This window comes from Sphingomonas jejuensis, from assembly GCF_011927695.1.
Classification (GTDB): Bacteria; Pseudomonadota; Alphaproteobacteria; order Sphingomonadales; family Sphingomonadaceae; genus Sphingomonas_K; species Sphingomonas_K jejuensis.
The window spans coordinates 1,728,469-1,743,355 of sequence record NZ_JAATJE010000001.1 but is presented as its reverse complement, the minus strand read 5'-3'; the positions used below and the strand labels follow the sequence as shown (position 1 = coordinate 1,743,355).

Sequence of the window (14,887 nt, the reverse complement as noted above, 5' to 3'; positions counted from 1 at the left end):
AGGGCGCGCCCCGCATTCCCGGCTGCGATCAGGCGACGTCCATCAGCACGTCGTCAGACCGGCGCGCAGTCAGGTCGAAGCGATCGGCGTTCATCACCTTCACCCAGGCCTTCACGAAGTCGCGCACGAACTTCTCTTCATGGCCGCGCTCGGCATAGACCTCGGCGGTCGCACGCAGCTGGCTGTTCGACCCGAAGATCAGGTCGGTGCGCGTCGCACGCCACTTGGCATGGCGGCCACCGCGATCATAGCCGATGAACTCCTCGTCGCTGGACGTGTCGACCCGATCCCAGAAGGTCTCGTTGTCGAGCAGATTGACGAAGAAGTCGTTGGTCAGCGTACCCGGACGGTCGGTGAACACGCCTTCCTTCAGGTCGCCGTAGTTGGCACCCAGCACGCGCAGGCCGCCGACCAGCACGGTCAGCTCCGGCGCGGACAGGCCCAGCAGCGATGCGCGGTCCAGCAGCAGCTCTTCCGTCTTCACCCGCTGGCGCGTCTTCAGATAGTTGCGGAAGCCATCGGCCTGCGGCTCCATCCAGTGGAAGCTCTCGACGTCCGTCCACTCCTGCGTCGCGTCGCCGCGGCCGCCGGAGAACGGCACTTCCACGTCGAAGCCGGCGTCCTTCGCCGCCTTCTCGACCGCGGCCGATCCGGCCAGCACGATCGCGTCGGCCAGGCTCAGCGAGCCGCGAAGCTCGTTCAGCTTGTCGAGGACGATCTTCAGCTGCTCGGGCTCGTTGATCGCCCAGTTGCGCTGCGGCTCCAGCGCGATGCGGGCACCGTTGGCGCCGCCCCGGTGGTCCGACTTGCGATAGGTGGAGGCCGACGCCCAGGCCGTCTTCACCAGCTGCGACACGGTCAGGCCGCTCGACAGCACCTTGTCCTTGAACGCCTTGACGTCGGCGTCGGACGGCACGGTGCCCTCGGGGATCGGGTCCTGCCAGATCAGGTCCTCGGCCGGCACGTCGCTGCCGAGGTACCGGATCTTCGGGCCCATGTCGCGGTGGGTCAGCTTGAACCACGCGCGGGCGAAGGCGTCGTCCAGCGCTGCCTGGTCGTCCTTGAACCGCAAGGAGATCTCGCGGAACTCCGGATCCATCTTCAGCGCCATGTCGGCCGTGGTCATCATCGTCGGCACGCGCTTGTTGGGGTCGCGCGCGTCCGGCGCCATGTCCTCGGGATCCGGGTTGACCGGGGTCCACTGCTTGGCGCCCGCCGGGCTGGTGGTCAGCTCATAGTCGTACTTGAACAGCAGGCGGAAATAGTCGCCGGTCCACTTGGTCGGGTTGTTCGACCATGCGCCCTCGATGCCGGACGTGGTGATGTGGCCGCGGCCGATGTCTTCCTCGTCGACCAGCCAGCCCAGGCCCTGCAGGTGCACCTCGCCCGCGGCCGGGTTCTTGCCGAACTTCTCGCCGGGCTTGGCGCCGTGCGCCTTGCCGAACGCGTGCCCGCCGGCCGTCAGCGCGACGGTTTCTTCCGAATTCATCGCCATGCGGGAGAAGGTGGCCTTCATGTCGCGCGCCGACAGCAGCGGGTTGGGATCGCCGCCCGGACCTTCCGGATTGACGTAGATGAGGCCCATCTGGATCGCGGCCAGCGGCCCTTCCAGCTCCGGCAGCTCATCGGTGATGCGGGTCTGCGCACCCTCGTCGACCCAGATCTCCTCGGCGCCCCAGAAGGTGTCGCCTTCGGACTGGTACACGTCCTTGCGGCCGCCGGCGAAGCCGAACACGGGTCCGCCCATGCTCTCGATCGCGACGTTGCCGGCCAGGATGAACAGGTCGGCCCAGCTGATGTGCTTGCCGTACTTCTGCTTGATCGGCCACAGCAGGCGCCGCGCCTTGTCGAGGTTGCCGTTGTCCGGCCACGAGTTGAGCGGCTCGAACCGCTGCTGGCCCGAGCTCGACCCGCCACGACCGTCGGTCACGCGGTAGGTGCCGGCGGCGTGCCACGCCATGCGGATCATGAAGGGACCGTAATGGCCGTAGTCAGCCGGCCACCAGGCCTTGCTGTCGGTCATCAGCGCGGTCAGGTCGGCCTTCAGCGCCTGGTAGTCGAGCTTGCTGAACGCCTCGGCATAGTCGAAATCCTCGCCCATCGGGTCGGGCGACACGCCGTTCTGGTGCAGGATGTCGATCGGCAGCGCTTCCGGCCACCAGTCCTTGTTGGTCCTGCCGAGCAGCGAGCGTGCCTCGGTCACGCCCGGCGCGCCTGCGTGCATGGGGCAGCCTGTAGGATCGCGGTCAGCCATGGTAACTCTCCGTTGCCTCGTGATGGTCTGGGTCGAACACCCTTTACGGAGACAAGATAGCCCTAAACACCCGCCGGGATAAGGCGGGCTGCCTCGATCAAACCCATCGCCAAATTAGATCAGCCTTCCTGCCAGGGCGCCTCGCCGTAAAACGGCCTTCCGCTCAAAAGCCGATGACGACGCTCACCGTGTCGGTGTAGCGGCCCGCCCGCGGCGTCGGCTGCGCGGGATTGATGCGCGCGACAAAGGCTTGCACCTGCCCCGGCACGACCGCGCCCGTGCCGACCTGCGCGGCCGGCGCCGGATTGGCCTCGTCCCAGATCGTCGACCCGTCCGGGCGGTAGATGTTGTACTCCAGCCGGTCGCCCGCGCCGCTGCTCATCGCCCGCCACGGCCGGCTCGCCCCGCTCGCTCCGGCGGAGAAAGACACGGTGTAGGCCGCGCCGAGCGAGCAATCCACCAGCACCGCCTGCGACACCGGCGCGAACTGGCCGGCGAGCGGCGCCGACCCGAACTCCAGCGCGTTGGCGGCCACGCGGCAATCCTTGGTCACGGTCACGCGCACCGTGATGGTGGTCGTCTTGTTGCTGCCCGTCTCCGCCAGGACGCAGACGCCCAGCGCCCCCACGCCGCGGCAGATGGTGTAGTTCCAGACGATCGTGACCGTGTCCTCGTACACGCCGGCCGGCACGTTGCCCGCGCCCGTCAACGTCGCGAACAGCGGCGTGCGAAAGCTGTCCTGGCTCAGGATGCCGAGCAGCGAGAGCAGCGCCGGGTTCATGTAGTTGATCGTCGGCGTGGTGTTGAACGAATAGGTTCCGCCGCTGTCCGCCGACAGCCGGTAGGGAAGGGTGACGCCGCTGCTCGAACGGAGCTGGAACCCGTTGGCGCTGGTGGCGGTCGCCCGCGCATAGTCGGACGATATGACCGTCAGCACCGATCCGTTGCAGGTCAGCCCCCCGCTTCCACTCACCTGCGCGACCTTGGCCTCGCGCACGTCGAACGTGGAGCTGTCCGCGAACAGCAGCGACCCCGCCGGCGCGACGCTGCAGGCGGCCCGGGCTTCCGTTCCGCCGATCACCGCCAGCAGGGCGGCAAGGAGGATCCGCAGCATCAGCGGCACGGTGTCGGCTCCAGCCGCGTAAACGCCGGCAGGCCCGGCGGCACCGACAGGCTCGCCGTGCAGTCCGACCCGTCGCGCCGGGTCACGCGGACGGTGACGGTGCCCTGGACGTCTTCCAGCAGCAGCAATCCTCCCCACCCGACCAGTGCCTCGCGACCGTCGCCGAAGCGTGCGCGCGCGCCCGGCGCGATCGTCTGCCCGGCATCGTCGACCAGCGTGGCCATCGCGCTTGCGGTGTGGCGCACGGGCATCCGGATCACCGCGCCCGTGCCCTCGCGCAGTGCCACCCGCCGCTCGACCACGTCGGCCAGCATGCCGTCGGGCAGGGCAATCGGATCGATCGAGTAGAGCGCGTTCTGGTACGCGCCGAGCGCTGGCACGAACAACCGGCCGCGGCGATCGGTCACGCCGACCTTCTGGTTCTCGAAGCGGACGGGCACCCCCGGCGCTTCGGTGCGCACGATCGCAAAGGCGTCGGGCGTGGTGTTGGCGATATAGACGGCGTCGTCCATCAGGATCGCGGCGCCCGACATCCCGACCCAGCCAGCCGTGCGCCCGGCCACCGTGGAGACGCCCGCTTCTCCCCGGAACGCGCGCGCACGCCAGTCGAGGCTCGCCTGCCCGTCGATCCGCCCCCCGCCCAGGGCCGCATCGACCGTATAGCCGAGCCCGCCGTCACTCGGTGCCGATCGTCCGAGGCCAAGCTGCGCGGACAAGCCGCGTGCGCCATCGGTGGCCAGCCCCGCGCTCGCGCCGGTCATACGTGACGCGCCCAGCGGAACCACAAGCCGCACCTGTGCCGCCGTGCTGCGCCGGCCGAGGTCGTGGTTCACCGCCGCGAAGATTGCGATCCGCTCGTTTAGGTGGGCCGACCAGGACGCGTTGAAGAGGCGGATCGACCCGCTGTCCTCCCGCCGCGCCGCCAGATAGCCGATCCCGACGCTGCCGAAGCGCCCGAGCGAAAGGCTCCCGCTCACCCGGTCGCTGCGCAGCCGCTGGCCGAGCTGCCCGAGGTCGAAGCTGGCGAGGTCGGCATAGCCGGGCCCGCGCTCGACATGCTCCGCTCCGACGCTGAAACGTCGGGTGGTGTAGCTGTACCCCACGGTGATCTGGGTGCCGGAGCGTCCGCGCGCCTGCCCGGCTGCGACGGACGCGTTCACCGCGCCCCACAGGCCGGGCGACCAGACGATCCCGGCTCCCGCCACAGCGACGTTTCCGCTCGCCTCGCCGTGCGCCTCCACCGTCAGCCGCTGCGTCAATCCATGGCGCACGGTCCCGGCGGCCGCGGCAGATCCATAGGCAAGATTGCGGACGCCGAACCCGCGGCGCAGCAACCCAGCATCGATCGAGAAGTCGGTCAGCCCACGCCGCAACGCCTGTGGCGCGACATAGAAGGGGACGGTGGTCGCCACCTGCCGACCAACCGCATCGGTTGTGACAACCGTCAGGTCACCGGCACCGTTCACCACCGGCAGGTCATCCAGCACGAACCGACCAGGTTCGACGCTGGTGCTGCTCTGTCGCGTTCCGTCGATATACAGGTCGACCGCCGTCGGAACGGCAGCTTGCCCGGCAAAGCGCGGCAGCGGAACCGTGACGAGGTCGGGCCGGACGCGCCAGCTGCGCGCGACCTGCACGCCGCCCAACCGGACCGACCCGTTCCACGCAAGCGCGCCGGTGAAGAGATCGCCCGCCGTGATCGTCAGCGCGCGATCCTCATCGATGCGCCTGAGGTGCGTGTCGTAGCGCACGTAACGCGCCGGTCCGCGCTCCGTCAGGAACAGGCTGCCCGTGTTGGACAAGGTTCCGAGATCGCCGAACAGTCGCTGCTCCGTCCAGGCGGACAGGCTGCTGCCGCCGCTGCCGGCGCGGCCGTAGACGTCGTAGGCGAAGAGGGCGCCCGTATCGGCGACCGTGCGCACCCGGTCGCGACGCGATCCGCGATGCGTGGTGGTCGGGAGGCGGTCGGGCGGCACGTCCAGCATCAATCGCTGTCGCGGCCCGTCATAGGTGGCGGTCGTGCCGACGATGCTGTGCAGGTCGATCGGCCCATCGCCGTCGACCGAGACCCGGGCGGAGCGAAGATCGGCCGCATCGACGATCAGGCGGTCGCCGTCCCGCACCAGCGGCAGGATGGTCCCCGTCGCGACGCCGTTCAGGACAAGCTCCACATAGTAGCGAACGGCGGGATCGGTCGCCTCGGCCTGGGCCGGCGCAGCGCCGAACGCCGCCAACAGCGCCATGAAGCAGAAAAGGCGGCGCAGCATGGCGGCGACAGCACCCGGCCCTCAGGCCGACGGCGTGAGCAGGCGAGACACACCGTCGACGGACACGGTGAACACCGGCGCGGTGACATCGGCCGGAAGCGGCCAGCGCATGGTGGCACCGGCCAGGACATAGCCCATCAGCCCCTGGCGCAGCATCGCGCCGTCCGCTGATCCACCCGCGCGCAGGTCGGTCAGGCGGACATGGGTTGCGCCCACGTTGGTGATCTCGATTGTGCGCACGCCGTTGACGCTCCGCACCCGCGTGACAAGCGGATCGGCCGGCGCCGCAACGGGGCTTGCGGGCGAGTAGGTGAACAGCGGAATGGAATAGCGCATCTGCACGGTCAGCCGCGCGCCCGTGGCGCCGGCCGCGAGGTCGGGGGAGGCCGTGGGCACTTCGTCGACGAACAGGCGGAAGCTGCGCTCGCCCGCCGATCCGTCGACGGTTCGCCGGATCACGCGCACCAGCTGCCGTGCGCCGGGGGCGATCTCCACCATCGGCGGGCTGGCGACGATCTCGTCCTGATCGGTCAGCCGGTCCTCCCCCCCATCCTGGGACCATAGGAAGGATCGCACCTGCAGCGTGATCGGATCGGTGCCGCTGTTTTCCAGCCACAAGGCCGTCGCACGCTCACCCGCCTCGATCCGGGGATCGATCGGCCAGATCACGACGGACGCCGCCAGGGCGGGCACCGGCAAGGCGAGGGCAGCCAACGCGACCATCAGGCGAAAGCAGATCATGCGGATCATCCTAGAAGCTCAGCGTCAGCCTGATGGTGTCGGTGTATCGGCCCGCCGGCAGGGTGGTCGGCAGGCTGGTCTCGGCGCGGATCGGCAGCACGCGGCGCTGCCCGCCCGCCGGAAAGGCGAGGCGGAGCGATTGCGTGGTCCACGGCGTCGCGCTCCCATCGACGAACAGGCGATAGTCAAGGCGGGACGCTCCGCTCGCCGGAGCAAGGCGACGCGTTCCCGACTGGCTGTTCAGCCCTTGATCAATGGCCAGCGACACATCCGCGCCGGGCGTGCACTCGATGCTCAGTCCCGCGACGCCGCCGGCGCTCAACGATCCGCTGGCACTGGCTCCGGGGATGCCCGGCACGGTGCCCATGGCGATGTCTCCCCATGATCCCGATACATCGCTGGCAACGGTGCAGCCGTTGACGATGCTCGCGCCGACGATGAAGGCCGCGCGCCGTTCGCCGGCGTCCGCCGTACCGGGCACAAGCGTTGCGCCCAGAAGCGCAAGGCCGGCAGGCAGGCGCCGTGCGACCACCGCGGTGCTACCAGCTGAGCGTAACGGTGACGGTGTCGGTATAGGTGCCCGCCGGGAGCACCTGACCGCCGCTGTTCACCCGCGCGAAGATCGGCACACTCGTCGCACTGGCCGACGGCGCCAGGTTGATCACGCCGCCGATGGCGATCTCGGAGGTGCGCTGCGCGTCGGAGAACAGGCGGTAGGCGACGTCGCGGCCGTTGGCGCGCAGGTTGCGGCGGGTGGAGCCGTCCTGCTGTCCCGCGCCGATCGTGAGGACGGGCGACAGGCCGGGCGAGCAGAGCACCGACAGCGCGCCCTGCGGACCGACCAGCTCGCCGTCGACATCGCCGAAGATGCCCGCCTGGTCCGGAAAGGCGATGGAGCCCAGCACGCCGGCGTTGGTCTGCACGGTATTCGCGCCGTTGATCACGCAGGCATTGGTGACGTTCAGGCTAAGATTGATGGTTCCCTGCGTGTTCGCATTCGCCGGGGTTGCGGCCAGCAGCACGGTCGAGAGAAGAGTGGAGACGACGACGGAAGCACGCATATCGAGCGGCCTTGCTTGGTTGCGGTACCTCCGGATAACTCGCTCGCAGTAAAGGATAACTTACGGGTTCCTGCGACTTGGATCAGTCCGAAACGGCTTCATTTGAGCTGTTAACCGCGGAAATCAGCCATCGTTTCGGCCTCCAATCCAAACGCACGTTCCACGTCACGCGAAAAAGTTCCGTCGTTGCGAAATTTTTTTCGACGTTGATCGTCTCCCTCGCCGCGTCCGTCGCCGGCGCTGCGAATCAGAAGCTTGGGGAGCGTTGGACGGCGCCGGTCGTTCCCCTGAAATGACAGACCCCAGCATCAGCACCGCCCGGCCGCTTCGCCTTGGTTTCCCCGTCAAGGTGATGGGGCGTCCGGGGTTCAAGAGCAACGACACGCGACGCTGGCAGAAGGGGCCGCATCTCAAATGCTCGCTCGAGGAAGTGGACAAGATCCTCGACTACCTCATCGCCGAGGATCTCGACATGTATCGCCTGTCGTCGGACCTCGCGCCCTACGCCACCCATCCGGACCTGCCGCAATTCCATGATCAGGTGGCGGACAGCGATGCCGAGCTGAAGGCTTTCGGCCGGAAGGCGCGTGACAACGACATCCGCCTGTCCTTCCACCCGTCGCAATATGTGCTGCTGAACTCACCCGACCCGGCGCTCACCGACAAGAGCATCTGGGATCTGTCGAGCCAGGCGGAAATGCTCGACCGGATGGAGCTCGACGACGAGGCTGTGATGGTGACGCATGTCGGCGGCGTCTACGACGACCATGACGCCAGCCGCGCCCGCTGGATCGAGGGATGGGAGAAGTGCCCGCCGCACGTCCAGCGGCGGCTCGTCCTGGAAAATGACGACATCCGCTTCTCCGCCGCGGACGCCTTGTGGATCCATGAGCGCACGGGCGTCCGGCTGATCTTCGACTACCAGCATTTCTGGTGCCTCAATCCCGAAGGGCTGGACATGCGCGACACGCTTGAGCGCTTCCTGGCGACCTGGCCCGCCGGCGTGCGACCGAAGATCCATTTTTCCTCGCCGCGCACGGAGATGCGGGAGGTGAAGCAGAAGATCACGGCCAAGCAGCGGAAGGCCGGTACCGGCGGCAAGGTGAAGGCGGGCGAGACGCTGAAGGCCGCGGTGAAGGCCACCGCCCGCATCAAGACGGTGCTGCGGCCGCCGATCTGGACGGGCCATGCCGACTTCACCAACCCGTTCGAGTTCGCCACCTTCATGCGGATGGCGCACGGGCTGGAGTTCGACGTGATGATGGAGGGCAAGTCGAAGGACGTCAGTCTGTTGAAGCTGCGCCCGGACCTGCTGCGCTATGCGCCGGACGTTGCCGCCCGCTTCGGTATCGGCGCGGAGGACGCAGCGGCGCTCGCGGCGGACGAGGCCGCTCTCGAGACCGGGGTGGATGCCGACAGCGAGCCCGATGTCGATGAAGGGGATGCGATCCGCGCCGCCGCCTGACCGCGCCGCCACAGGAGGCACCCCGGCAGCACCGGCACCACCAGGCTGGCGGCGGCCAGTGCGTCCCACGCGCCGCCGTCGCCCATCAGGCCGGCCATCAGCCCGCCGATGGTGATGGCGCAGATGATCGCGGGCGCCGCCAGGATGCGGCGCAGCGGCTGCACCCGCCGCTTCATGCCTGCACCGCCTTCAGCCGGCGATGCCCAGCCGGGGCCCGACGCCGCCCGATCCACAGCCGCAGGCCGGTCCACAAGACGGCGATCGTCATCAGGTCGAGGATCGCCCACAGGATCTTCATGGGCAGCCCGGCATAGTCCCCGAAATGGAGCGGCTGGGCGAGCAGCAGCGCCTGCATGTACCACGGCATCGGCTGCACCGCGTCCAGCCGCCCGGTCCGCGCGTCGACGAAGGCGGGGGTAAGGAGCCGCGCCGTCATCGGCGTGTCGCCCTGCAGGAAGATCGCCAGGTGCCGGTCGCTTGAATAGGACACGCCCGGAAAGCCGATGAACTGCGGCGTCATGCCGGGTGCGGCCGCCAAGGCGCGGTCCATCGCCGGCTGGACCAGCCCCTGGCGGACCGGCACCGCGCCGCCCGCCGGCCCCGCCGCGATCGCCGCCAGCTGGTCGGCCTTCCACATGGTGGTGATCGGCAGCACCAGCGTGTTGATGGTGCCGGTCACCCCCACCACCAGCGCCCAGGCGAGCGTGACGACGCCCAGCAGGTTGTGGCGATCGATGCGGCGCACGCGCGCGGTACGCTCATGGCGGACGGTGCCGAACGCCAACCGCTGCATGAAGGGCACGTAGAGCACGAGGCCGGAGATGATGGCCACCGCGAAGAGCAGGCCCATCGCGCCCAGGAACAGTTCGCCCGACAGGCCCAGCATCATGTCGGTGTGAAGCTGCAGCACCACGTCCATCACGCCGCCTTCGGCCATCGGCAGCACCTCGCCCGTGCGCGCGTCGAGCGACTGGAAGTGCATGTCCGTGGCGACGGCATCGGGCGTGGGCCCGCTCGTCACGTTCACCACCGGCCGGTCGGTATCGAAGCTCATATAGAGCGGCACCTCGCCCGGCCGGTCGGCGAGTGCCCGGGCCAGCAGCGTGTCGAGATCAAGCCGCGGGCGCCCCTCGGCCGCCGGGTTGAGGGGGGCGGGCGGGTTCAGCCAGCCGTCGATCTCGTCATGGAAGATGAGCGGCAGGCCGGTGACGCACAGCATGAGGAGGAAGGCCGTGCACAGCAGGCTCGACCACCTGTGCACCGCCGCCCATGCCGAGATCGTCCCGCGCCGCATGCCGGGTCAGAAGCGCCGCGTGACCGTGCCGAGCACCTGCCGCGGCGCGCCGTAGAAGCAGCCGACCGGCTGGGAACACCGCGCGACATAACGGTTGTCGAGGATGTTCGACCCGTTGATCGCAAAGCGCCAGCCGGGAATGTCGTAGCTGAGGATCGCGTCCATCAGCGTGGCGGCCTCGCCCCGATAGACGACCGGATTGAACGGGCCGGGCAGGCTGCCGGCGCTGCTGCTGGTGTACCGGCCGCCAAGCCCGATGCCGAAGCCGGCAAGCGGCCCGCGCTGGAAGTCATAGTTCACGAACGCCGATGCCTTGTGCTCCGGCGTCGTCGGCAGTGGCGATCCCACCTCGGCGGCCACCGCGCTCTCCAGCACCTCGCTGTCGTTGTAGCTGTAGGAGCCGTTGACGGTCAGCTGGTCGCGGATGCGCGCCACCACCTCCAGCTCGCCGCCCTGCACTCGCACCCGGCCCACCTGGGTGCCGAACACCGGGATGGTGCTGGCCTGCGTCGTCACAACGTCCCGCTGGTCGATGCGAAAGAGCGCGGCGGTGGCGAAGATGCGGATGTCGGGTGACAGCGCCCGGCCGTCGAACTTCACGCCCGTCTCCCACTGGTCGCCGCTGGACGGCTTGAAGGCCTCGCCGGTCGCCGCGTCGGTCCCCAGCACCGGCTCGAACGAGGTCGAGTAGCTGACATAGGGCGCGATGCCGCTTGTCGTCACATAGTTGACACCGGCGCGCCAGGTGAAGCGGTCCTGATCGAAATCCACCTCCGGCCGGCGGCTTTCGATCCAGTCCTGCCGGCCGCCGAGTGTGATGAACAGGTCGCCCAGGCGCAGCTGCTCCTGCACATAGATGCCGGTCTGCTTCAGCCGCTGGTCGTTGAAGGCGGTCGGATAGCCGGGGACGATCCCCGCCTGCGGCGTCGTGTAGACGGGATCGAAGGCGTCCACCGTTCCCGCGCCGACGAAGCCGAACGCCGCCTGATTGTCGACGTTGCGATAATCGACGCCGGCGATCAGCGTGTGGCCGATGAACCCGGTCGCGAAGTTCGCCTCCACCCGGTTGTCCGCCGCAAAGCTGTGGACGTCTTCGGCGTAGGAGAAGTTCGACTGCGTCACAGTCCGCAGGTCGGCACCGATCCCGGTCGCGTAGATGCCGATCGGCACCCGCTCCCGATACTGGTTCCACCGGCCGTTCGACCGGAAGGTAACACCGGTGGTGAACGCATGGCTGAACTCGTAACCAGCCGAGAACTGCCGCCGCTCGAACACGTCGCGCGGGTCGCCAAGGTTGGTACGATGGTCGATGCGGCCATTGGGGTTGGGGAGCAGCGTGCCCTGAACAGGCAGGAACCCGCCGTTTCCGCCCTCGCCCTTGTCGTATTGGTAATAGGCAAGTCCGGTCAGCTGCGTGTCGGGGCCGATCGCCCAGGTCGCCGTCGGCGCGGCATAGACCCGCTTGAAGCTGGTCGCATCGGCAACCAGGTCGCGGTCGCGCACCAGCCCGGTGAAGCGTGCGGTCAGGCCGTTGGCAACCGTGCCCGTGACGGTGCCTGCCACCTCGGCGAAGTTGTCGGTGCCGCCCTGCACGCGCAGCTCGCCGGATGTCTCGGCTTCGGCGCGCCGGCTGACCTGGTTGAAGATGCCGCCGGGCGGCGTGTTGCCGTACAGGGTGGATGCCGGCCCTTTCAGCAGGTCGAGCGACTGGAAGCCGTAAAGGTCGACACCGACCGAGTAGATCGACGTGGAGATCGGCGCCGCGAGGCCGTCGATATATTGCTTCGGCGTGAAGCCGCGCACCGTGAAGAAGTCGTACCGCGCGTCCGGGCCGTAGTTCTCGCCGAACACGCCCGCGGTGTAGCGCACGGCCTGCTGGGCATCGACGAAGTTCAACAGATCGATCTGGTCGCGCGTGATCACCGACACCGACTGGGGGGTCTGGATCAGCGGGATGTCCGCCTTGTTCGCCGACACCGCACCTTCGGGAACGTAATTGCGCGCCGTGACGATGATCTCGCCTTCGCGCTCGACCGTGCGGAGCGATGACGCGGCATCCGGTTGTGCCGTCTGGGCGTGCAGCGGCACCGCCATGGCCAGAGCAGCAGTTCCGAACAGCATCGTCTTCATGGTCACTCCGGTCCGTCGTCCCGGGTGCCCGATGGCAGAGCTGATAACGATTTGCAATAGCGCGGCGGGACGGATCGCCCGCTTGCGCCGTGCTGCGGAAAAGGAAAAGGGCTGCCGAACCGCGCGGTGCGGGTTCGACAGCCCCTTTGCATGGTCAGCGGCCGGAAGTGCCGCCTCCGGAAACCTCAGGCAGCGCCAGTCAGGCGCGCGGCTCCCGAACGGACTTCACCGACCTCTCTGCTGAACCATGAGACATCGGATCACCTCCTTTCGCTTGTTGCAAGGGCATGCCCGGCACCGGGCACGACGCAGATGTGATTCATTCCAAAGCCATGTTCAAGTCTTGAACTGCATTGGATTTTCACGATACTCACCCGCTCGCTATCGGCAGGCGCGGATGATGTCGCCGATCGAGGCGTCGGACGGGATGGCCACTGCCCGCCTGGTGCCGAGCACCACCCCGATTACGTCACCGCCGCTGCCAAGCGCGTCCCGGAAGAAGGGCAGCTGCGCCGTGAACCGTGCGGTGACCACGGACGGGTCGGACGCCGGCCGTGTTGCGGTGAAAAGGTTCGCGCCCCGCTCGGTCAGCAGCGTCAATGTCTGCTCCGCCTCGGCAGGCGGGCGGGCGGGCCGGAACAGGATCAGCATGTCGCCCTCGTCGCAGGCAAGCGTCAGGGCAACGCCATCGGTGCCGACGAACCGCGTCTGCGATCCCGTCCTTGTCCATGTTCCCCGGCTCGTCGCGACCCCGTCCAGCTCCGGGATCATCGTGCGCTCCAGCGCAACGTCGTCACGCCCGACGTCCGTGTTGCCGATCGCCTCGGGCGGCGCGGTGGGCGCCGGCGGCGCGGCGGGTTCCAGCGAGAAGTTCGCCTGCGGCTCCGGCTGACGCTCGCACGCGGCGACCGCCAGCAGGGCCAGCGGAGCGAGGCGGATCAGGCGCGGCAATCTTCGACGACGCGCGCCATTTCCGGCCGTGCCGGCAGGATCAGGTCCGGCGTTCCGGGCAGCGTGACGATGAAGCGGCCGCGGCTGAACGTCATCGCATCCAGCCCCGCGTCGCGCGCCGGCACTTCGGCGACGGAGGCGGGGGTGGCGCCGCCGCTTGCGGCCGTGGCGTAGGCGTGGACACCGGTGCTCGTCTGCACCCGCATGGCGGCGCCGGGCGCGGCCGTGCCGCTGCGCATCAGGCGAACGGCGCGTGTGGCACGCTCGCACCGCACGGCAAACTCGGGCGCGATACCGGCCGGGCCGAACCGCGCGAGCGATCCGCGCCCGTCCTGGCCATAGCTCCAGTCGCCCGGGGAATAGGGGCGGTCACGCCAGTCCGCCTGCGGCGAGGGGGGCAGGGCCGGAACCGGCTCCGGTGCGGGCGCCGGCGTCGGCGTGGGTGCGGGGGCGGGCTCGTCGGGGCGAACGCAGCCGGCGACCAGGAACAGGGTGACAAGCGCGGGCAGGATCTTTGAACGCATCGGAACTCCGTGGGATCGCGGGGGAGCATGACGGGGGCAAGCCTGCGGTGCAAGCAGTTGGCGGAACGGGCGGGCGCGGGCTATGCTCCGCCCGACCCCAACCTTTCCCGGTTCTTTGCTGAGGCTGCCATGCTCGACACGCCGTTGGTTTCCCCGCTCTCGCTCCATCAGCAGGATGACGAACCGGACGGCTTTGCCGCGGCGCTTGGCGCATCGTTCGAGCGGTTCGGCTTTGCCGTCATCCAGGATCACGGGATCGACCAGGGCCTGATCGACCGGGCCTGGGCCGACACGGCGGCGTTCTTTGCGCTTCCGGAGGAGGAAAAGCGCGCGTTGCACAAGCCCGGCGCCGGCGGTGCGCGCGGCTACACGCCTTTCGGGATCGAGATCGCCAAGGACGCCAAGCAGCACGACCTGAAGGAATTCTTCCATGTCGGGCGCGAACTGCCGGAGGGACACCGCTTTTCCGAGACAATGGCGCCCAACATCTGGCCTGATCGGCCGGAAGGGTTCCGTGACACCTTTGTGGAGCTGTTCGCCGCCTTCGACCGCGCGGGCGATCGGCTCCTGTCCGGCATCGCCCGGCACCTTGGCCTTGCGCCCGATTGGTTCGATCCGGCGGTCAAGGATGGCAACAGCGTCCTTCGCCTTCTCCACTATCCGCCGATCGGCCCCGACGCGCCGGGCGTGCGGGCGGGCGCGCATGAGGACATCAACCTCATCACGCTGCTCCTGGGCGCCGAAGAAGCGGGGCTGGAACTGCTCGACCGCGACGGGCGCTGGCTCCCCGTCGCCCCGCCCGAAGGCGCGATGGTCGTCAATGTCGGCGACATGCTGCAGCGGCTGACCAACCATGTCCTGCCATCGACCACGCACCGCGTCGTGAACCCGCCGCCCGAGCGGCGCGGCACGTCGCGCTATTCCATGCCCTTCTTCCTCCACCCCGCGCCCGACTTCGTCATTGAGACGCTGCCCGGCTGCGTCTCGGCCGACCGCCCCAACCGGTATCCGGAGCCGATCAGCTCCAACGATTACCTGCTGGAGCGGCTGAGGCAGATCGGGTTGGCGAAGGCGTGA

Annotated in this window: 12 protein-coding genes; 2 read left to right on the top strand and 10 right to left on the bottom strand. The window is 68.7% G+C overall.

The annotated features are described in order from the left end of the window. Positions 1-28: 28 nt before the first annotated feature. From katG to GGR88_RS08750, 6 genes are all read right to left on the bottom strand, one after another. The gene (katG, locus tag GGR88_RS08775) at positions 29-2,254 is read right to left on the bottom strand and encodes a catalase/peroxidase HPI (RefSeq protein ID WP_167954127.1); all 2,226 of its coding nucleotides are present in this window, start codon (positions 2,252-2,254) and stop codon (positions 29-31) included. Between the two features lie 163 nt (positions 2,255-2,417). Further along, on the bottom strand, positions 2,418-3,368 hold the full coding sequence (locus GGR88_RS08770) for a Csu type fimbrial protein (RefSeq protein WP_245196743.1): 951 nt from the start codon (positions 3,366-3,368) through the stop codon (positions 2,418-2,420). Beyond that, a complete protein-coding gene (locus tag GGR88_RS08765; protein ID WP_167954125.1) occupies positions 3,368-5,644 on the bottom strand; it encodes a fimbria/pilus outer membrane usher protein in 2,277 nt (758 codons plus the stop codon). Before GGR88_RS08765 ends, GGR88_RS08770 begins: the two co-directional genes overlap by 1 nt. A 21-nt stretch (positions 5,645-5,665) precedes the next feature. Continuing rightward, complete coding sequence (locus GGR88_RS08760) at positions 5,666-6,385, bottom strand: fimbrial biogenesis chaperone (protein ID WP_167954124.1); 720 nt, start codon at positions 6,383-6,385, stop codon at positions 5,666-5,668. Positions 6,386-6,395: 10 nt separating this feature from the next. After that, positions 6,396-6,917 carry a spore coat protein U domain-containing protein gene (locus tag GGR88_RS08755; protein ID WP_167954123.1) on the bottom strand — a complete coding sequence of 174 codons (522 nt, stop codon included), beginning with the start codon at positions 6,915-6,917 and terminating at the stop codon, positions 6,396-6,398. A 7-nt stretch (positions 6,918-6,924) separates the two neighbouring features. Further along, positions 6,925-7,446 carry a Csu type fimbrial protein gene (locus GGR88_RS08750; RefSeq protein ID WP_167954122.1) on the bottom strand — a complete coding sequence of 174 codons (522 nt, stop codon included), beginning with the start codon at positions 7,444-7,446 and terminating at the stop codon, positions 6,925-6,927. 292 nt (positions 7,447-7,738) lie between these two features. On the opposite strand from GGR88_RS08750, the gene uvsE reads away from it, so the two are divergent. Beyond that, positions 7,739-8,911, top strand: a complete 1,173-nt coding sequence (uvsE, locus tag GGR88_RS08745; RefSeq protein ID WP_167954121.1) for a UV DNA damage repair endonuclease UvsE — start codon at positions 7,739-7,741, stop codon at positions 8,909-8,911. Between the two features lie 172 nt (positions 8,912-9,083). Here uvsE and GGR88_RS08740 read toward each other — a convergent pair whose 3' ends face one another. The 4 genes from GGR88_RS08740 to GGR88_RS08725 all read right to left on the bottom strand — a co-directional run bounded on the left by GGR88_RS08740 (position 9,084) and on the right by GGR88_RS08725 (position 13,810). Continuing rightward, on the bottom strand, positions 9,084-10,172 hold the full coding sequence (locus GGR88_RS08740; protein ID WP_342449755.1) for a PepSY-associated TM helix domain-containing protein: 1,089 nt from the start codon (positions 10,170-10,172) through the stop codon (positions 9,084-9,086). Between the two features lie 39 nt (positions 10,173-10,211). Further along, a complete protein-coding gene (locus GGR88_RS08735; RefSeq protein ID WP_167954119.1) occupies positions 10,212-12,335 on the bottom strand; it encodes a TonB-dependent siderophore receptor in 2,124 nt (707 codons plus the stop codon). Positions 12,336-12,716: 381 nt separating this feature from the next. Next, complete coding sequence (locus GGR88_RS08730; protein ID WP_167954118.1) at positions 12,717-13,286, bottom strand: hypothetical protein; 570 nt, start codon at positions 13,284-13,286, stop codon at positions 12,717-12,719. Next, positions 13,274-13,810, bottom strand: a complete 537-nt coding sequence (locus GGR88_RS08725) for a hypothetical protein (RefSeq protein WP_167954117.1) — start codon at positions 13,808-13,810, stop codon at positions 13,274-13,276. The genes GGR88_RS08730 and GGR88_RS08725 overlap by 13 nt, the downstream gene beginning before the upstream one ends. A gap of 129 nt (positions 13,811-13,939) precedes the next feature. Between GGR88_RS08725 and GGR88_RS08720 the strand changes: the two genes are divergently transcribed. Beyond that, the gene (locus tag GGR88_RS08720) at positions 13,940-14,887 is read left to right on the top strand and encodes an isopenicillin N synthase family dioxygenase (RefSeq protein ID WP_167954467.1); all 948 of its coding nucleotides are present in this window, start codon (positions 13,940-13,942) and stop codon (positions 14,885-14,887) included.

Bases quoted from the DNA above. Each gene is read 5' to 3' on its own strand.
- katG (WP_167954127.1), bottom strand. From the start codon at position 2,254: ATGGCTGACCGCGATCCTACAGGCTGCCCCATGCACGCAGGCGCGCCG.
- GGR88_RS08725 (WP_167954117.1), bottom strand. From the start codon at position 13,810: ATGCGTTCAAAGATCCTGCCCGCGCTTGTCACCCTGTTCCTGGTCGCC.
- GGR88_RS08720 (WP_167954467.1), top strand. From the start codon at position 13,940: ATGCTCGACACGCCGTTGGTTTCCCCGCTCTCGCTCCATCAGCAGGAT.
- GGR88_RS08770 (WP_245196743.1), bottom strand. From the start codon at position 3,368: ATGCTGCGGATCCTCCTTGCCGCCCTGCTGGCGGTGATCGGCGGAACG.
- GGR88_RS08750 (WP_167954122.1), bottom strand. From the start codon at position 7,446: ATGCGTGCTTCCGTCGTCGTCTCCACTCTTCTCTCGACCGTGCTGCTG.
- GGR88_RS08735 (WP_167954119.1), bottom strand. From the start codon at position 12,335: ATGAAGACGATGCTGTTCGGAACTGCTGCTCTGGCCATGGCGGTGCCG.
- GGR88_RS08760 (WP_167954124.1), bottom strand. From the start codon at position 6,385: ATGATCTGCTTTCGCCTGATGGTCGCGTTGGCTGCCCTCGCCTTGCCG.
- GGR88_RS08765 (WP_167954125.1), bottom strand. From the start codon at position 5,644: ATGCTGCGCCGCCTTTTCTGCTTCATGGCGCTGTTGGCGGCGTTCGGC.
- uvsE (WP_167954121.1), top strand. From the start codon at position 7,739: ATGACAGACCCCAGCATCAGCACCGCCCGGCCGCTTCGCCTTGGTTTC.